Genomic DNA, 17,481 nt, shown 5'->3' with positions numbered 1-17,481 from the left:
CCCCCTATCTCCTATCAACACGATAGGCATGACGGGTATTGGGCGCCAGTGGCACGCCGAGGAGGCCGGGGAATCAGTCGTCGAGCAGGATGACCCGCGCGTCGTCGGACAGGCGGTAGCCCACGCCGTAGACCGTGGTCACCACGTCCGGGTCGCCGACCTTGGTCCGCAGGCGGCTCACGTGCACGTCCACCGTACGAACGGTGGTGTGCGCGTGCCCCCAGACGTGACCGAGGAGCTGGCTGCGGCTGAACACCTGGCGCGGGTGGCGGGAGAGGAAGAGCAGCAGCTCGTACTCGAGGCGGCTCAGGTCGAGCAGCCGGCCGTCACGGGACACCGTGCGGGCCCGGGTGTCGACGTGCAGGCCGGGCGCCTCCCGCGGCGGGTCCACCGGCGGCGCGGCCGGGGCCAGGTCGACGTCCGCGCCGGAACCGGCCGCCGCGACCAGGTCGCGCAGGGCAGCCAGGACCCGTTCACTCTCCTCCGAGCCGGGCGCGCCCAGGGTGATCGTGACGGTGACCGCGGAGTCCACGGCGGTGAGCGCGCGCAGCCGGGCGGCGCGGGGCCGGACGGCGCCGCGGCGCACCGGCGCGGAGCGGGCATGGGACAGATCGGCGACGGCAAGAACGGACATGTCTTCTCCTCGAGGAGAGTGCGGCCGCCGACCGGGTCCCGGGCGGCGCCTGAACAATACTTTTCCCATGTGTGGGATAGGTTTATGGGCGCGGATACGCGCCGTGGGTCATTCCTTCGGGCTGTTCCGGCCCGCACACCGCGGTCGCGGCGGGGCCCGGGATCACCGGCCGATCAGAAGCCGCGACAGCGCGCGCTCGCGCACCGGAGGAGATCGATGGCGAGACGGGACGTGAGCCGTACGTCGCGCAATCGCATGTCGCCATCCTTCCCATTGGCCGGGCGGGGGTCAAAGCAAGTCCATGATGCGGGAGCCGGCAACGGGTGACGATCGGCACAACGGCGTTCGGGCGACCACCGGCTGGGCGGGGTATCCAAGTCCCCATGCTAGCCCAACCCCATAGGTTTACTAGGATATGGGATCGCCATTGACATCCTCCCAGGATGAGGGGCACGGTTGGGCCCATGACCACCCCCATCACCGACGCCCCCGCGTGGCCGGCACTACGCCCTTCCCACCTGATGGCACAGACGGCCACGCCGACCGGCGCGGCGTTCACTGTGGACCGCCGCTCCCTCGTCTCCGCCTAAAGGGATCACCATGACCGTCACCCCTCTCCACCAGGACCGCGCCGTGGACGCCGACCTCTTCCGGGCGCTGCTGCGCCGCCACGCGGCCGCCGTGGTCGTGATCACCGCGCCGGGCGCGCCGCCGGCCGGCTTCACCGCCACCTCGTTCACCTCCGTGTCGCTGGACCCGCCGCTGGTCTCGTTCTGCCTGGCCCGGACGGCGTCCGCGTGGCCGGCCGTGGAGTCGGCGGCCACCATCGCCGTGCACGTGCTGACCCAGGAGCAGGAGCAGGTGGCCCGGACGTTCGCCACCCGCGGCATCGACCGGTTCGCGGCCCACGGCGCGTGGCGGCCCGGGCCGGGCGGGGTGCCGCTGCTCGACGGCGCGCTGGCCACCATCGTCTGCCGGGTGACCCGGCGGGTGGAGGCCGGCGACCACACCATCGTGCTGGCTGCCCCGGAGCGGGGCGAGCACCACGCCGACACGACCGTCGCGCCGCTGGTCTACCACGACGGCACGTACGCCCACCTGAGGCGGTCGGCGTAGATGTGGCCACGCCCGAAGAAGGCCCACCGCCTCGGCGAGGGCGTCCTCCCCCTGCCGCCAGGAGTGAACGCATGAGCGGAATCGTCGTCGTGTCCGGCAATCCGCGGCCCGGGTCGCGGACCTCCGGGCTGGCCACCGCCGTGGGCGGGGCGCTGGGCGGGGCCCTGGGCGGGGCCGTCGCCGTGGTCGAGGTGGGCGAGCTGGGCCCGGGCCTGCTGACCCCGGGCGACGCCGCCACCGCCGCCGCCGTCACCGCGATCCGCGAGGCGGACCTGCTGGTGGTGGCCACGCCCACCTACAAAGGCAGCTACACCGGGGTGCTCAAGGTGCTGCTCGACCAGTTGCCCGCCAACGCGCTGGCCGGCAAGCGGGCCGTACCGGTGGTGACGGCCGGCGTCGCCCCGCAGGCCGCGGCCGCCGCGGCGCTGCTGGCGCAGCTGCTGGGCGAGCTCGGCGCGGACGTCGCCCCCGCGCTGCCGGTGGTGGAGGGCGACCTGCCCGACTCGGCGGCCCTCGCGGAGAAGTACGCGGCGGCCCTCGGCCGGTGATTGGCGGCCGGTTGGCACGATGCCCCCATGGAGATCCTCGTGACCGTCGCCCTCGTGGTGCTGCTGGCCGGCCTCATCCTGCTGGGCCTGGCGTCCTCGGCGAACACCCGCCGGGAACAACTGCGGACGGCGGCGCGGCTCAGCGCGATCGAGCGGAAGATGGACGCGGTGGTCGCCCACCTCGGCGTCACCGTCCGCGAACGGGAGCTGCCCGAGGTGCTCCGGCTGATCTTCGCCGACCAGCGGATCGCGGCGATCAAGGCGTACCGCGACGAGACCGGGGCGAGCCTGCTGGAGGCCAAGAACGCGGTCGACGCGCTCGCCGCCCAGCACGGGCGCTGACCCCTCGGCAGGCTCGCCACCCCCGCCGGCGCGGCCGGTTGGTCGTCATCAATCGCAAGAACCCCCGCTGGAACGGCCGCCAGGGCTGAGTCCGCGATATCGTGTCAGGCAGCAAGGCCGGGAACCCGCCGCCACGGGTTCCCGGCCTTTCCTGTCGGGTGGGCCACATCACAGGTCACGCCCGGCCGCCGGCGTCGAGACTGGCCCGATGGAATTCCGCGTGCACCCGGTGCCCTCCACCGACGGCGTCACCCTGACCGTCGAGGAGTACGGCGCTGCCGGCCGCGCCGCCTCCGTGGTCTTCCTGCCCGCGCTGGGCGTGCCGGTGGCCTACTACCGGCCGCTGTTCCGGGCCTGGGCGGCGGCCGGCCGGCACGTCGTCGGGGTCGAGCTGCGCGGCATGCCGCAGAGCCCGGTCGCCGATTTGCGCCGCGACTCGTTCGGCTACGCCCACCTGGTCCGCGACGACCTGCCCGCGGTCTTCACCGGTTCCGCCGTGGCCGGCGCGGAGCGGATCGCGCTGGTGGGCCACAGCCTGGGCGGTCAGCTCGCGCTGCTGTCGGGGGCCGCCGGCACGGTACGCCCCGACGCCGTCGTCACCCTCGGCACCGGCACGAGTTCCCCGTGGGCGCGCCGGGGCCGGCTGGCCCGGGCCCAGCGCGCCGCCGGGGTGCGCTTCGTCGGCGCGGTGACCTGCTCGCTGGGCTACTGGCCGGGGCACCGGCTGGGCTTCGCGGGCCGCCAGCCCCGCACGCTGATGGCCGACTGGGGGTACGAGGCCCGGCACGGCCGGTACCGGCTGCGCGGCGACCGCACGGACTACGAGGCGGCGCTGGCCGCTCTCGCCGTGCCCACCCTGCTCGTCGCCATCGCGGGTGACCGGATGATCCCGCCGGCCGCCGTCGACCACCTGGCCGGCCGGCTCCCGTCCGGGGTCGACCGCGCCACCGTCGACGCGGTCCCCGACCACTTCCTCTGGGCCCGCCGCTCCCCGGGGAAGGTCGTCGACCTCGTCGACGGATGGCTCACCGCCCGCGGCCTCTGACCGGGCCGCCGGTCAGCCCCCGCGGGCGAACAGGGCCAGCCGCACCCGGTTCGGGCTCCCCGTCTTGGTCATCAGGCTGGTGATGTGCGTCTTCACCGTCGTCACCCCGATGTGGAGGCGGTCGGCGATCTCGGTGTTGGACAGGCCCTCGGCGACCAGTTCCAGCACGTCGCGTTCGCGCGCGGTCAGCCCGGTCACCTCGCGCGGCGGCTCGGCCCGGGCCGACACCGCCCGCCGGACCAGCCGTTGCAGCACCTCCTGGCTGAACGGGCTGTCGCCGGCCGCGGCCCGCCGGATCCCGTCCAGCAGCTCGACCGGCGGCGCGTCCTTGAGCAGGAAGCCGCAGGCCCCGGCGGTGAGCGCCGGGTAGAGGTGGTCGTCGTCGCCGAAGGTGGTCAGCACGACCACCCGCGCGGCCGGGCGCTCGGCGAGGATGCGGCCGGTCGCGGTGATGCCGTCGACCCCGGGCATGCGCAGGTCCATGACGATCACGTCCGGCGCGAGCCGGGCGGCCAGCGCGATCGCGTCCCGCCCGTTCTCCGCCTCACCGACCACGGTCAGGTCCGCCTCCGCGTCGCACAGCATCCGCAGCCCGGCCCGGATCAACGGCTGGTCGTCCACCAGCAGCACCCGGATCACGCGGCCGCCCCGCCGATCGGCCGCGGCGGGCCGCCGGCCGGGCACGCGCCGGTCACGCGGCCTCCCCCGCCGGCAGGGGCTGGGTCGCGGGCAGCACCGTCCCGACGCGCCAGCCGCCGGCCGCCGGGCCGGCCGTGAGCCGGCCGCCCAGCACCTCCACGCGCTCCCGCATGCCGGTCAGCCCGTGGCCGCCGCCGGAGGGCAGCCCGGGCGCCACGCCGCCGCCGTCGTCCGCCACCGACCACACCACGTCGCCGTCGCGGACCTCCACCCGCAGGCTCGCGTGGGCCGCCGGTCCCGCGTGCTTGGCCACGTTGGTCAGGGCCTCCTGGGTCAGGCGGAGCACGGCCAGACCGCGGACCACGTCCAGCGAGCCGGTCTCCGCGGCGATCGACGCGTCCACCGTCAGCCCCGCCCGCCGGGCCGTCTCCACCGCCGCTTCCAGGGCCGCGGGCAGCGCGCCGGGCTCGATCGCGGTGAGCGCCGCATCCGTACGCCGGGACGGGTCCCGCAGCACCGCGACCAGTCGCCGCAGGTCGGCCAGCGCGGCCGTGCCCGTGCCGTGCACGTCGTCGAAGACCTCGGCCACCCGCGGATCCACGTCCGGCAGCACGTGCCGGGCCACGCCGACCCGCAGCACCATCGACGCCACGTGGTGCGCGACCACGTCGTGCAGCTCGCGGGCGATGGCGGCGCGCTCGTCGGCCCGGGCCGCCCGGCTCTCCGACTCCGCCTGCCGCCGCGCCTGCACGCTCAGCTCGCGGGTGGTCCGGATGACCAGCCCGAGCAGCACCGGCACACCCACCACGACGAACAGCCCGTAGATCGGCACCGCGAGCGACGACGGCCGGTTGCCCAGCGTGAAGACCAGGTAGACCGTCGCCAGCAGGCCGGCGGCGGCCCACAGCACGCGCCGCCCGGCCGGCGACATGGCCACCTCCAGCAGCAGCCAGCTGGCGCCCACCTGGTTGATCGTCGTGTCGTCGAGGACCCGGAACGCCACCACCAGCAGCGCGATCTGGACCAGCAGGCTGACCACCGGACGGCGGTGCAGGACCAGCGCGCAGCCGAACGCCGTCCCGGCCAGCAGCCACTGCGTCCCGGTCGGCGTCCGGCCCGCCTCGTGGCCGAAGAGCAGGTAGCCCAGGCCGCTGAGATCGAGCAGCAGGATGCGCACGAGGGTGTCCCGCGCGTCGAAGAGCCGCCCCACCCATCCCACGAGGGCCACCCTAGGCGTTTCCGGCCGCGGTGTAACGCGTCCGGACCAGCAGGTACACGGCCAGGCCGAGCGGCCCGAGCATGATCGTCAGCAGCAGCACCGGCGACATCACCAGCGCGGGCACCCCGCGTTCCCGGCTGTCCAGCCATGACCACCGGCCCACGAAGAGGTCGAACGCGATCATGTGGGCCCAGGCCGCCGCGGCCCCGTCGGCCGTGCCGAGCAGCTCCCGGACGCCCCCGAGGGTGGGCGCGGCCACCGCCGGCAGCACCTCGCCGAAGGCCGGGATCACCAGCAGCGCGTAGATCACCACCACCGGCAGCACGATCAGCGGCGAGGCGATCACCCGCCGGGTCCACGACCAGCGGGGCAGCAGGATCATCAGGGCCCAGAACGGCGCGGCGACCGCGAACGTGAGACCGAACAGCGCACCGGTCATGCCCGCACCTCCCCCCGCTCGACCCGTCCGGCGGTCACGCCGCCAGCTCCAGCTCGCCGACGGGCCGGCGGCGGGCCACCACGGTGACGGTAGCGGCAGCGGTCGCGGCGGCGAGGGCGGCCCAGGCGGTCAGCGTGGCGGCGTCCGGCTGCAGCAGCGGCTGGCCGCGCAGGGCCTGCCAGGTCAGCAGCGCGGTGAGGATCCCGTACGCGACGCCGCCGACCAGCAGCAGCCGCAGCCGGGTGACCTCGTCGAGCCGCCGGCCCAGAAGCAGCGCCAGCAACGGCAGCGCCTGCAGGGCGTGCAACCCGACGAAGTGGCCGATGCGCAGGTCGCCCCCGGTGGTGCTCCAGCCGACCACCGGCAGGCCCGGGCCGCCGTCGCCCACGCCGACGCTGTGGCCCATCTGCCCCGGCTGCACCATCGGCACGGCCGCCGCCAGGCCGAGCAGGGACAGCCCGAGGCCCCAGCGGACGGCTTGCGCGGCCACCCGGTCGGCGATCCGCTGCCGCAGCACCACGACGCCGATCACGAAGTGCGCGACGAACAGCACCATGATCGCGGTGCCCATGACCTGCCACAGGGCCGCGTTCAGCGCCGACGTCTCGTTGTAGTGGCTGGTCTGGCCGCGCAGCACCTGCGTCACGATCACGGCCATCTCGGCGGCGGACATGACCACCAGCACCGTGGCCGACCGCTCGGCCAGCCGGCTGCGGCGCGGCAGCAGCGAGAGCATCCAGGCCAGCGTGGCGGTGTAGAGCGTGAACGACACGGCGAACTTGAACGGCTTGAGCCAGATCGGCGCGCCGGTGAGCACGCGCGGGTCGGCGAGCACGCCGACCGCCGCGACGAGGGCGACGACGGCCATCGCGGCAGAGAAGATCATCAGTGGGCGGTGCCAGCGCAGCACGGTTGTCATGCCCCCGATGCTTCCGGCCCCGGCGTCCGTTCTCGCCCGTCCGCGGGCCGGTCCCGTGGCCGGTGGTCGGAGCCTGTCTCCTCCCCCGGTAGGAGGTGGCCATACTGTCCGCGTGAACGAGGTCGTGTTTCCCCGGGACGAGGACGGCCGGCGCAGCGGTTCGGCGCTGGGCCGGGCGGTGGTCGCGGACGCGCTGCGGGTGACGGATCCGGCGGCGGCCGCCGCGGCGGAACGCGAGAGCGACTGGCGTACCGGCTACCTGCGGCATTTCCGGGCCCTGGTCGAGGCCGGGCTGGACGGCGGCTACGACATCGCGCGGGCCGGGCTCGCGTCGGTGCACAGCCGGATGCGGGTCACCCGCGACGCGGAGGACATCCCGCTCGGCGAGGTGTTCACCGCCCCGGCCGAGCCGCTGGGCACCGTCACGGTCCACGGCGAGGGCAAGCCCGAACGGGAGCTCGTCCTGCCGTACCGCGGGGAGCTGCTGCGCGGGGACGGCCTGCGGCGCCAGCTCGACCGCTGGGTCGAGCAGGGCACGATCGAGGCGTCCTGCGCCGAGGCGGTCCGGGAGGTGGCGGCCGAGCCGGACTGGCTGGACCTGTCCGACCAGCGGCTGGTGGTGCTGGGCGCGGGCGCCGAGATGGGACCGCTGCCGGCCGTCCTGGCGTGGGGCGGCACGGTCGCCGGCATCGACCTGCCCCGGCCGGAGGTCTGGGCCCGGGTGGCGGCCACCGCCCGGCGCAGCGCGGGCACGCTGATCGCGCCCGGCGCCACGGTCGAGGGCGCGGGCGTGGACCTGCTGACCGGACTGCCGGCGGCCGCGCGATGGCTGCTGGGCATCGAGGGCCGGCTGGTGCTGGGCAACTACGTGTACGCGCCCGGGGCGGCGTACCCCCGGCTCTCCGCCGCGGTCGACGCCCTGGCCGGGCACGTGCAGCGGGAGCGGCCCGGCACCGCCCTGGCCTTCCTCGCCACCCCGACGGACGCCTTCGCGGTGCCGGCCGACGCGGTGGAGCAGGCCACGGCCCGGTACCGGGAGCGGCCCGCCGCCGCCCGGATGCTCGCCACGGTGTCCGGCGGCCGGTTGCTCCGGCCGAACTACCCGCCCGGCGCCGACCCCGGGCTGGCGGACAGCCTCGTGCCCCAGCAGGGTCCGAACTACGCGCTGGCCAAGCGGATCCAGCGCTGGCGGGCGTCGGTGGCCCGGCAGGAGGGCACGACCGTGAGCTTCGCGGTCGCGCCGCCCACCCGGACCCGCTCGGTGACCAGCAACCGGCTGCTCGCCGCGGCCTACGCGGGCGCGCACCTGTTCGGCGCGGAGATCTTCGCGCCGGAGACGAGCAACCGGCTGATGGCGGTGCTGCTGGTGCACCAGCTCCGCAAGCCGCGCCCGGCGGCGCCGGTCGTCTGGACGGACGAGGCCATCGGCGCGGCCCACGGCGGGTTGTGGCGGGTCGCCTACCAGCCGCGGACGGCGCTCGGGCTGGCCGCCGTCCGCGGGCTGCCGGCCGCCCTGCGCCGCTCCTAGCGCAGCGCGCCGGCGACCACCGACACCAGCTCCTCGCGGGCCGGCCCGGGCGGGACCGGCGGCCGCCAGCCGGACGCGAAGATCTCCCGGGCCCGCGGCTCCACCTCGGCCAGCGCGTCCGGCAGGATCTCCATGGCCACGTACGGCCCGACGACCCGCATCAGCGTCGGGTCCGCCTGCGTCGCGTCGACGATGTGGAACGAGGTGAGCGGCCCGGACAGGTCGACGTCCTCGCCGGCCCACTGCCGCAGCTGCTCGGCGTCCCAGACCAGGTGGTCGTCGAACCAGGGCTTGATCCACTCGGCGCACCAGCAGTCGAACTCCAGGGTCACCGCCTCGAGGTCGGCCGGGGACGCGGCGTCGCCGATGAGCGCGATCAGCCGCTGGGCCTGCAGCAGCGAGGTGGCGATGCCGCGGCCGGCGGTCGGATTGGTGACGCAGACGGCGTCGCCGGCGTGCAGCAGGCCCGGCAGCCCGACCCGGCCGCGGTCGTCCAGCTGCCCCCGGTAGTAGTTGCGCAGGTTGCCGCCGGGCAGCACGGCGGTGATCGGCCGGCTGCGATCCGGCGCCGTCCACTCGGCCAGCCCCGGCAGCGCCCGCAGCGCCGCCTCGAACGCCGGGGCCTCGCGCAGGCCGGCCAGCTCCCGGTCGGTCTCGCGCCGGGCGATCATGACGTTGACGGTCCGGTTGTCCTGGACGAAGGCAGCGTAGAGGTATCCGGGCATCCGGACCGTCAGCCCGATCGGCGCGTTGATCGGGCCCGGCTCGGCGCCGGGCAGCAGGGCGTACTGGCGGGACACGTAGGACAGGCCGCACGAGGTGCCGGTGCCGGGCGCGCGGCTGTCGTCGCCGAGCTGCCCCGACCGGCCCGTCGCGTCGAGCACCAGCTCGGCCGGCAGCTCGGCGCCGTCCACCCGCAGGCCCGTCGCCCGTCCCCCGGCCGCGAGCACGCCGTCGACGTGCCCGTACCGGAAGGTGACGCCCGGCTGCGCCTCGGCCGCGGCCCGGACCACCCGCTCGAAGGTCTCCCGCCGGCAGTGCATGCCGACCAGCAGCTCGGGGCGGGGGCCGTCGGCCGGCAGGATGTTCAGCTCCGCGCCGGCGGCCAGCAGCTTCTCGAGCACGTCGGGCAGGTCGGCCTCCAGGACGGAGATGACCTGCCGGCGCAGCCCGTGCGGATGGTGGAACTGCATGACGCCCCGGCGCGGCCAGTCCCCGCCGGGCGTCGGGCCCGTGTCGCGATCCACGATCGTCACCGCGTGTCCGCGGCGGGCCAGCACGAGCGCGGAGTACAGGCCGGTGGGCCCCGCACCGGCGATGGCTACCCTCATGGGTGTCAAGGTAGGCGTATCGGTGGATTTCCGCGTGTCCTCAGTTGGCCACCGGCGGGGGCCCGGGCCGGAAAGGTGAACAGCGTGCGTGAGGTCCTGGACGACCTGCTGCGGTGGTGGCGCGCGGCGGAGCCCGCCGGGCTGGCGACCGTCACCGCGACCTGGTCCAGCGCGCCCCGGCAGCCCGGCGCGGCGATGCTGGTGAGCGCCGGCGGCACCGCGGTCGGCAGCGTGTCGGGCGGCTGCGTGGAGAACGACGTCTACGAGCTGTGCCGCGAGGTCGCCGGGTCCGGCCGGCCGCGAACGGTGCGGTACGGCGTGAGCGACGCCGACGCGTTCGAGGCCGGACTGCCCTGCGGTGGCACCGTCGAGCTGTTCGTGGAGCGCGCCGGCTTCCCCGAGCTGCCCGCGCTCGCCGAGGCGGTCGCCGCGGACCGCCCGGTGGCGCTGCTGACCTGCGTGGCGGGCCCGCCGGAGCGGCTGGGCCGGCACCTGGTCGTCACGCCCGGCGCCCGGCACGGCTCGCTGGGCGCGGACCGGCTGGACACCGTGGCCGGCGACGACGCGCTGGAACTGCTCGCCGCCGGGCACACCGCGCTGCGGCACTACGGACCGGCCGGCGAGCGCGACGGCGCCGGGACCAGCCTGCTGGTCACCTCGTTCGCGCCGGCCGCCCGGATGATCGTGTTCGATGCGACCGACCATGCCGCCGCGGTGGCCCGGATGGGCGCGTTCCTCGGCTACCGGGTGACGGTCTGCGACGCCCGGGAGGTCTTCGCCACCGCCCGGCGCTTCCCCGGCGCCGACGAGGTCGTGGTCGACTGGCCGCACCGCTACCTCGCCGCCGAGGCCGCGGCCGGGCGGGTCGGCCCGCGCACGGTGGTGTGCGTGCTGACCCACGACCCGAAGTTCGACGTGCCGGTGCTGGAGGTGGCGCTCGGGCTGCCGGTGGCGTACGTGGGCGCGATGGGCTCCCGGCGGGCCCACGACGACCGGCTCCGGCGGCTGCGCGGCGCCGGCCTGGACCCGGCCGCGCTGGCCCGGCTGGCCTCGCCGATCGGCCTGGACCTGGGGGCGCGCACCCCGGAGGAGACCGCGGTCAGCATCGCCGCCGAGATCGTCGCGCTGCGGGGCCGGGGCACCGGCGCGCGACTCACCGGCGCCGCGGGGCCGATCCACTCCTGAGCGGTGGTTGGATGACCGCGTGCTGCACTTGAGGATCATCGTTCCGCCCGACCGTACGGCGGCTGTGCGGGAGCTGCTGACCGGCCGCGAGGCGGTGACCCACGTCGTGGTGCTGCCCGGGGCGGCGGTCGAGCCCGTGGGCGACCTGGTCTTCTGCGACGTCGTCCGGGAGGGCGCCAGCGCGATCATCGAGCGGCTGCGCGAGCTGGGCGTCGAGCGGGACGGCTCGATCATGCTGGAGAAGGTCGACACCACGCTGTCGGCGGCCGCCGACCGGGCCGAGCGGCGGGTGCCCGGCCTCGGCGTGGACGCCGTGGTGTGGGAGGAGGTGGAGCACGCCACCGCGGCCGAATCGGAGCTGTCCGGCGCGTTCCTGACCTTCATGATCGTGGCGACGGTGATCGCGGGCATCGGCGTGCTGCTGGACCTGCCCATCCTCATCGTCGGCGCGATGGTCGTCGGCCCGGAGTTCGGCCCGCTGGCCGGGCTCTGCGTGGGGCTGGTGCGGCGCCGCCGGGCGCTGGTCCGCCGGGCCCTGCTGGCCCTGGGCGTCGGCTTCCCGGTCGGCATGGTGGTCACCGTCGCCACCACCTGGGTGCTGACCGCGCTCGGCCTGGTGAACAAGGCCATGCTGCTGGACCACCGCCCGCTCACCGAGTTCATCTGGCAGCCGGACGCGCTCAGCTGGGTGGTCGGCTTCCTCGCCGGGGTCGCCGGGATGCTGTCGCTGACCTCGGCCAAAGCGGGCACGCTGGTCGGGGTGCTGATCTCCGTGACCACCGTGCCCGCCGCCGCGAACGTGGCCGTGGCGCTGGCCTACGGCGTCATGAACGAGGCGGCCGGCTCGGCGCTGCAGCTGGTGATCAACATCGCGGCGATCGTCGCGGCCGGCGTCCTGACGCTGTCGGTGCAGCGCTTCGCCGGGCGCCGGCGGTGACCGCCGGCGAACGAGCACTGTGGACGGACACACGGTCGGCCCGCCGACCGGTATGGTGGCGCTTCCGCCGGTGACCTCGGTCGTGGTCGCCGCAACGACACGGGGGCATCGGGCGTGCAGGTCAGCAGGTCGCGCAGGCTGGCGGTGACCGCCGCGGCGGTCACCGCCACGGCACTCACGGTCACCGCAATGGTGCTGACCCGGTCGCCCGGCGGCCCCGCGGCGACGCCGGCCGCCGCGCCGGCCGAGGCCGCCGCGGCCCCGCTGCCCTCCGGGCCGCCGCCACCCCCGGTCACCACCCGGTCACTCGAGCTGGACGGCCCGCCCACCGTCGAGGACGGGCGGGAGACCGTACGCCTGGCCCGGCGCGCCGTTGCCCGCTTCAGCCTGCTCGGCGTGACCTGGGACGACGCCCTGCTGTCGTTCCACGGCGACGCCTCCGTGCGGACCCGGTCGGCGGCCTCGGGCGACTGGTCCGCCTGGCAGCGCCTGGATCTGGAGCCCGCGGTGGCCGCCGGCGACCCCGACCTGGTCGCCGGCCGCACCCGGGGCGGCAGCCACGGGTTGTGGGTCGGCGCGTCGAACGGCATCGAGGTCAAGGTGGTCTCGGCCGCCGGGCGCGCGTCCCGCCGGCTGCCCGAGGGCCTGCGGCTCACCCTCGTCGACCCCGGCCCCAGCGCCGGCGGCGGGCAGGGCGGCGGGATGCCGCTGGCCGAGCCGGAGGCGTCCGAGCCGGCCGACCCGCCGCCCACCGACCCGGGCGCCGGCACCGACCCGGAGCCCGAGCAGCCGCCGGTGGTCGAGCCCGTACCGACGACGGGCACGCCGAGCAGCGCGGTCCCGCCGGCGCCGACCACGGCGCCGGTCACGCCGACGCCGACCAAGCCGGCCGCGACGCCACTGCCCACGGTGCCGGCCCAGAGCGCCATGCCGGCGTACGTCAACCGCCGGGGCTGGAGCGCCGACGAGACGCTCGTCAAGGACGCGCCGGTCTACGGCAGCACCATCAATGCCCTCTTCGTGCATCACACCGCCCAGAGCGGGAGCACATCCAACGACTACGCGTGCGCGGACGCCGCCAAGGTCATCCGCAGCATCTACACGTACGCGGTGACGGGCAAGGGCCTCAACGACATGGAGTACAACTTCCTCGTCGACAAGTGCGGCACGCTCTACGAGGGCCGCAAGGGTGGCGTGGACAAACCGGTGGTCGGCGCGCACACCCCGCCGTTCAACACCAACTACGCCGCCGTCGCGGTCCTCGGCGACTACGGCCGGACGGCCGTGCCCGCCGCCGTGGCGACCAAGCTGGCCCAGCTGGCGGCGTTCAAGCTCGGCCGGTACGGCCACGACCCGCGCGAGACGTTCACCACCACCGCCCAGGGCGGCAACGACAAGGTCAGCGCCGGCGACCAGGTCACCATGGGCCGGATCGCCGGGCACCGCGACGTGCAGGCCACGGACTGCCCCGGCGCCGCCCTCTACGGCCAGCTGCCCGCGCTGCGCACCGAGGCCGCCGGCGTGCTCTCCGGCCTGCGGATCACCGCGCTCAGCGGCCGGCGGGGGGTGGTCCGCGACAGCGTCACGGTCTCCTGGTCGGTCAGCACCCCGGGCGGTGAGATCGGCGGCTTCGACGTCCTGGTCGACGGTCGTACGGCCGGCACGGCCGCGGCCACCGCCCGGTCCGCCACCGTGAAGGTGGCCCCCGGCCGGCACACCGTGCAGGTCCGGCTCAACCGCGTGGGCGGGCCGACGTCGGTCAGCGACACCCGCACGGTGGTCGCCGACACCACCGCGCCGACCTTCCCGGGCCGGCCCAACGTGACCCTGCGGACCGGGACGCTGAGCCCGACCACCGCGCCGGTGGTGCTGACGTGGCAGGCCGCCGACGCCGTCGCCCTGTCCTCGGTGCAGCTCACCGCGCCCAGCCGGACCACCTTCGCGACGAGCACGCGCAGCTGGAACACCACCGGCAGGCTGGGCGCGACGACGACCTGGCGGGTGCAGGGCACCGACCTCGCCGGCAACGTGGCCACCGCCCCGGTGACCCGCACCCCGGTGCTGGTCGCCGAGACCAAGGGCAGGCGCACCGGCAAGTGGGCCACGGCCGCCGGCTCGGCCCACCTCGGCCGGGCCGCGCTCGCGAGCTCGACCAGGAACTCCTCGGTGAGCTGGACGTTCACCGGCCGGTCGGCGGCGGTGCTGGCGATGAAGGGCAAGACCTCGGGCCAGGTCGCCGTCTACCTCGACGGCAGGAAGGTCGCCACGGTCGACCTGCGGGCCGGCACGAACACGTACCGGCAGGCCGTCTGGACGAAGTCGTGGACCAGCGCGAAGAAGCACACCGTGAAGATCGTCGTGGTCGGCACCAAGGGCCGTCCCAAGGTCACCAGCGACGGCCTCGTCTACCTCAGGTGAGGCGGGCGGCGCCGAGCAACGGCGGCAGGTCGCGCAGTGAGGCGATCCGGTGCGGCTCGTCGGCCGGGCCGCGGCCGTACCGGTCCAGGTGCACGGCGGACAGCCCGGCGGCGCGCGCGCCGAGCACGTCCAGCGCGTGGTTGTCGCCGACGCTGAGCACCGCCGCGGGCGGGTGACCCCAGCGCTCGCAGGCCCGGTGGAACGCCGCCGCGTGCGGCTTGGCGGCGCCGAGATCGTCGACCGTGAAGACCGGGCCGGCCCGGTCGGCCAGGCCGGTCCGGCTCAGCTTGCGCAGCTGCTGGCCGCGGGTGCCGTTGGTCAGCACGGCGGTGGCCACCCCGGCGGCGGCCAGCGCAGCCAGGGCGCCGGCCGCGTCGTCGAAGGCCCGCCAGGCGCTCTCGTAGTGGGTCACGTAGCCGGCGAAGAGCTCGTCCAGTTCCGCGTCGGCGCCGTCGGCGCCCAGGTAGTCGCGCAGCCGGCGGCGGCGCTGCTCGGCGAAGGTGATCCGCCCGTCGCGCCAGGCGGCCAGGTGCGGCTCCTGCACGGCGGCCCAACGGGCGATCGCCTCGTCCGTCGCCACCAGGCCCAGGGCCGGCAGCCAGCCGCGCAGGCCCGCCGCGGCGGCGCCGTCGTGGTCGACGAGCGTGCCGTCGAGGTCGAGCAGGACAGCACGCGGTTTCACGCGGGGGATCCTAGACTCAGCGGGTGGACATCACGCCGATCGCCCTGGGCACGTGGCCGACGCCGCTGGAACCGGCGCCCCGGCTCGGCACCGCGCTGGGACTGGACGAGCTGTGGATCAAACGCGACGACCTGACCGGCCTGGGCGGCGGCGGCAACAAGGTGCGCAAGCTGCAGTACACCTGCGCGCAGGCGCTGCAGGCGGGCGCCACCACGCTGGTCACCACCGGCGCGCCGCAGTCCAACCACGCCCGGCTGACGGCCGCCGCGGCGGCCCGGCTCGGGCTGGAGTGCGTGCTGGTGCTGCGCGGGAACGAGCCGCCGACCGTACGCGGCAACCTGATCCTGGACGCGCTGGCCGGCGCGCGGATCGTGTGGGCCGGTGACGCCCCGCTCGACGAGGTGGCGGCCGCGCAGCCGGGGTTCGTCATCCCGTTCGGCGGCACGTCGGCGTACTCGGCGCTGGCCTATGTGGACTGTGCGCGCGAGCTGACCGCGCAGCTGCCCGACCTGAGCACGGTGGTGGTGGCGGTCGGCTCGGGCGGCACGATGGCCGGGCTGGTGGCCGCGCTGGGCCCGGGCCGGGTCTTCGGCGTGGACACCGGGGCGCTGCCGGACGCGCGGTCCACGGTCGCCGGGCTGCTCGACGCCATGGGCGTGCCGGTGAAGCCGGACGAGCTGCAGATCGACGGCTCGCACGTGGGCGGGGGCTACGCGGAGCTGACCCGTCCGGTGCGGGACGCGCTGAGCCTGGCCGCGCGCACGGAGGGCCTCTTCCTCGACCCGACGTACACCGGGCGGGCGCTGGCCGGGCTGCGGGCCAGCCCGCCCGACGGCAAGGTGGTGTTCCTGCACAGCGGCGGCCTGCCGGGGCTCTTCGGGCACCCGTCGATCTGACGGCTCAGCCCGCGCGGGCCCGCAGCCGGCGCAGCATCCGGGCGTCCGCGAAGCCGACGGCGTGGGCCGCCGCCTCCGCGGTGGCGCCGTGCCCGATCAGGTGTTCGGCCCGTTCCACCCGCAGCAGCTGCTGGTAGCGCAGCGGCGTGCGGCCGGTGGCGGCCTCGAACCGGCGGGTCAGCGTGCGCTCGCTGACCCCGGCCGCCCGGGCCAGCTCGGCCAGGGGCAGCGGCTCGGCGAAGCTCGCGTCGATCCGGTCCTGCACCCGGTGCACCGCGTCGCTGAGATGCGCGCGGTGCCGCAGCATCGCGCTCTCCTGCCGCTGGTCGCCGTTGCGCCGGGCGTAGACCACCATCTGCCGGGCCACCTGGGCGGCCACCGCGGGGCCGTGCCGGACCGCGATCAGGTGCAGCGCCAGGTCGATGCCGCTGGCGATGCCGGCCGACGTCACCACCCGGTCGTCCTGCACGAAGAGCACGTCCCGGACCACCGTGGCGGCCGGATAGCGGCGGGCCAGCTCGTCCTGCACGTCGTGATGGGTCGTGCAGCGACGGCCGTCCAGCAGCCCGGCCCGGCCCAGCGCGTCGGCCCCCGCGCAGACGCTGGCCACCGTGCCGCCGGCCGCGTGGTGGGCGGCGATCCGGCCCAGCGTCCGCGGTCCGAGGTGGCCGGTGCCGGCCAGCTCCGCCGCGCGCCAGCCGGGCACCAGCACCAGGTCGCCGGCAGCGAGCTTCGGCCAGGTCAGCTCCGCCCGCAGGGTGACGCCCTGATGGGTCGGCACCTCGGGCTGCTCGGCGACGTAGGCCAGCCGGTACGGGTGCCCGTGGTCGCCCGCGGTCGAGAAGACCTGGGCCGCGCCGGCCAGGTCCAGCAGGTGCAGCTGGGGCACCAGGACGAACACCACCTGGCTCACGATCCGGTCAGGCTCCCGGTCAGCTCGGCGACGGTACGGACGGTGGCGAAGCGGCCGGCGAGCGCGTACTCGGTGCGGGTCACCACGTCCTCGGCGGACAGCGTACGCGGGTCGGCCAGCAGCTCGGCGACCGTCTGGGCGGCCGGGGCGTCGCGGTGCGGGATGGGGAACGTCGCCGTGGCGTCGGTGACGAAGGTGACGGCGTAGCCGAGGTCGGAGCCGACCCGGGCGGTGGTCTCGACGCACTGCTCGGTCCGGATGCCGCAGACCGTCAGCGCGCGGATCCCGCGCTCGGTGAGCAGCTGGTGCAGGTTGGTCGTGGTGAAGGCGTTGTGCGAGGTCTTCGTGATGACCGGCTCGCCGGCGGCGGGCGTCAGCTCCGCCACGACGCGCACGTGGCCGCGGGCCGGGTCGAAATCGCCGCCGCTGCCCGGCTCGGCGTGCAGCACCCAGACGACGAGATCGCCGGCCGCCCGGGCGGCGCCGACGAGGGCGCCGACCCGGTCGATCACGGCGGGGTTGTTCACGGCGGCCCAGAGCGGCCGGACGCGGAAGGACTCCTGGACGTCGATGACGACGAGGGCGGTGGTCATGACCCCCATCCTGGCCGCCCGGGCCGGGCCAGGCCAGGCACCGACCCGCCCCGTACCGGAACGATCCGGTCAACGGCGCAGGGCCTCGGTCCACTCC

19 protein-coding genes are annotated in these 17,481 nt (G+C 75.7%); 10 read left to right on the top strand and 9 right to left on the bottom strand.

From position 1 onward, the window contains the following. Positions 1-73: 73 nt before the first annotated feature. Positions 74-634, bottom strand: coding sequence for a winged helix-turn-helix domain-containing protein (locus Ani05nite_RS07445; protein ID WP_203766279.1), 561 nt, complete (start codon positions 632-634; stop codon positions 74-76). Between the two features lie 464 nt (positions 635-1,098). On the opposite strand from Ani05nite_RS07445, the gene Ani05nite_RS41775 reads away from it, so the two are divergent. From Ani05nite_RS41775 to Ani05nite_RS07425, 5 genes are all read left to right on the top strand, one after another. Continuing rightward, positions 1,099-1,224 carry a hypothetical protein gene (locus Ani05nite_RS41775; protein ID WP_275410517.1) on the top strand — a complete coding sequence of 42 codons (126 nt, stop codon included), beginning with the start codon at positions 1,099-1,101 and terminating at the stop codon, positions 1,222-1,224. Between the two features lie 10 nt (positions 1,225-1,234). Next, a complete protein-coding gene (locus Ani05nite_RS07440; protein WP_203766278.1) occupies positions 1,235-1,750 on the top strand; it encodes a flavin reductase family protein in 516 nt (171 codons plus the stop codon). A 71-nt stretch (positions 1,751-1,821) separates the two neighbouring features. Continuing rightward, entirely contained in the window at positions 1,822-2,298 is a 477-nt protein-coding gene (locus Ani05nite_RS07435) for an NADPH-dependent FMN reductase (RefSeq protein WP_203766277.1), read from the top strand. Positions 2,299-2,325: 27 nt separating this feature from the next. Further along, positions 2,326-2,640 carry a hypothetical protein gene (locus Ani05nite_RS07430; protein ID WP_203766276.1) on the top strand — a complete coding sequence of 105 codons (315 nt, stop codon included), beginning with the start codon at positions 2,326-2,328 and terminating at the stop codon, positions 2,638-2,640. 208 nt (positions 2,641-2,848) lie between these two features. Beyond that, on the top strand, positions 2,849-3,685 hold the full coding sequence (locus Ani05nite_RS07425; RefSeq protein ID WP_203766275.1) for an alpha/beta fold hydrolase: 837 nt from the start codon (positions 2,849-2,851) through the stop codon (positions 3,683-3,685). Positions 3,686-3,697: 12 nt separating this feature from the next. Here the strand turns inward: Ani05nite_RS07425 and Ani05nite_RS07420 are convergent, their stop codons facing one another. From Ani05nite_RS07420 to Ani05nite_RS07405, 4 genes are read right to left on the bottom strand one after another with little or no spacing between them, the layout of a single operon-like run. After that, positions 3,698-4,324: a response regulator gene (locus tag Ani05nite_RS07420; RefSeq protein WP_203766273.1), complete on the bottom strand. Its 627-nt coding sequence runs from the start codon at positions 4,322-4,324 to the stop codon at positions 3,698-3,700. A gap of 52 nt (positions 4,325-4,376) precedes the next feature. Next, a complete protein-coding gene (locus tag Ani05nite_RS07415; protein WP_203766272.1) occupies positions 4,377-5,543 on the bottom strand; it encodes a sensor histidine kinase in 1,167 nt (388 codons plus the stop codon). A 10-nt stretch (positions 5,544-5,553) separates the two neighbouring features. Further along, positions 5,554-5,982 (bottom strand): ABA4-like family protein, encoded by a 429-nt coding sequence (locus Ani05nite_RS07410; RefSeq protein ID WP_203766271.1) that lies wholly within the window; start codon positions 5,980-5,982, stop codon positions 5,554-5,556. Between the two features lie 34 nt (positions 5,983-6,016). After that, positions 6,017-6,901 carry a hypothetical protein gene (locus Ani05nite_RS07405; protein WP_203766270.1) on the bottom strand — a complete coding sequence of 295 codons (885 nt, stop codon included), beginning with the start codon at positions 6,899-6,901 and terminating at the stop codon, positions 6,017-6,019. Positions 6,902-7,013: 112 nt separating this feature from the next. Between Ani05nite_RS07405 and Ani05nite_RS07400 the strand changes: the two genes are divergently transcribed. After that, positions 7,014-8,429 (top strand): hypothetical protein, encoded by a 1,416-nt coding sequence (locus Ani05nite_RS07400; protein WP_239129446.1) that lies wholly within the window; start codon positions 7,014-7,016, stop codon positions 8,427-8,429. Here the strand turns inward: Ani05nite_RS07400 and Ani05nite_RS07395 are convergent. After that, positions 8,426-9,760 carry an FAD-dependent oxidoreductase gene (locus Ani05nite_RS07395; RefSeq protein WP_203766269.1) on the bottom strand — a complete coding sequence of 445 codons (1,335 nt, stop codon included), beginning with the start codon at positions 9,758-9,760 and terminating at the stop codon, positions 8,426-8,428. The two genes, Ani05nite_RS07400 and Ani05nite_RS07395, sit on opposite strands and share 4 nt — an antisense overlap. Positions 9,761-9,844: 84 nt before the next feature. On the opposite strand from Ani05nite_RS07395, the gene Ani05nite_RS07390 reads away from it, so the two are divergent. From Ani05nite_RS07390 to Ani05nite_RS07380, 3 genes are all read left to right on the top strand, one after another. Then, positions 9,845-10,945, top strand: coding sequence for an XdhC family protein (locus tag Ani05nite_RS07390; protein WP_203766268.1), 1,101 nt, complete (start codon positions 9,845-9,847; stop codon positions 10,943-10,945). 19 nt (positions 10,946-10,964) lie between these two features. Beyond that, positions 10,965-11,882 (top strand): DUF389 domain-containing protein, encoded by a 918-nt coding sequence (locus tag Ani05nite_RS07385; RefSeq protein ID WP_203766267.1) that lies wholly within the window; start codon positions 10,965-10,967, stop codon positions 11,880-11,882. Between the two features lie 114 nt (positions 11,883-11,996). Then, positions 11,997-14,300: an N-acetylmuramoyl-L-alanine amidase gene (locus Ani05nite_RS07380; RefSeq protein ID WP_203766266.1), complete on the top strand. Its 2,304-nt coding sequence runs from the start codon at positions 11,997-11,999 to the stop codon at positions 14,298-14,300. Here Ani05nite_RS07380 and Ani05nite_RS07375 read toward each other — a convergent pair. Then, complete coding sequence (locus tag Ani05nite_RS07375; protein ID WP_203766264.1) at positions 14,293-14,982, bottom strand: HAD family hydrolase; 690 nt, start codon at positions 14,980-14,982, stop codon at positions 14,293-14,295. The two genes, Ani05nite_RS07380 and Ani05nite_RS07375, sit on opposite strands and share 8 nt — an antisense overlap. A 23-nt stretch (positions 14,983-15,005) precedes the next feature. Between Ani05nite_RS07375 and Ani05nite_RS07370 the strand changes: the two genes are divergently transcribed. After that, on the top strand, positions 15,006-15,878 hold the full coding sequence (locus tag Ani05nite_RS07370) for a pyridoxal-phosphate dependent enzyme (RefSeq protein ID WP_203766263.1): 873 nt from the start codon (positions 15,006-15,008) through the stop codon (positions 15,876-15,878). Between the two features lie 4 nt (positions 15,879-15,882). Here the strand turns inward: Ani05nite_RS07370 and Ani05nite_RS07365 are convergent, their stop codons facing one another. Continuing rightward, positions 15,883-16,791 carry a GlxA family transcriptional regulator gene (locus Ani05nite_RS07365; RefSeq protein ID WP_203766262.1) on the bottom strand — a complete coding sequence of 303 codons (909 nt, stop codon included), beginning with the start codon at positions 16,789-16,791 and terminating at the stop codon, positions 15,883-15,885. Beyond that, positions 16,788-17,384: a cysteine hydrolase family protein gene (locus Ani05nite_RS07360; protein WP_203766261.1), complete on the bottom strand. Its 597-nt coding sequence runs from the start codon at positions 17,382-17,384 to the stop codon at positions 16,788-16,790. Before Ani05nite_RS07360 ends, Ani05nite_RS07365 begins: the two co-directional genes overlap by 4 nt. Positions 17,385-17,481: the final 97 nt, after the last annotated feature.

It is taken from the genome of Actinoplanes nipponensis, from assembly GCF_016862275.1.
Taxonomy (GTDB): Bacteria; Actinomycetota; Actinomycetes; order Mycobacteriales; family Micromonosporaceae; genus Actinoplanes; species Actinoplanes nipponensis.
Note: the sequence above shows the minus strand (reverse complement) of the source record. Positions and strands in the feature narration are given on the sequence as shown.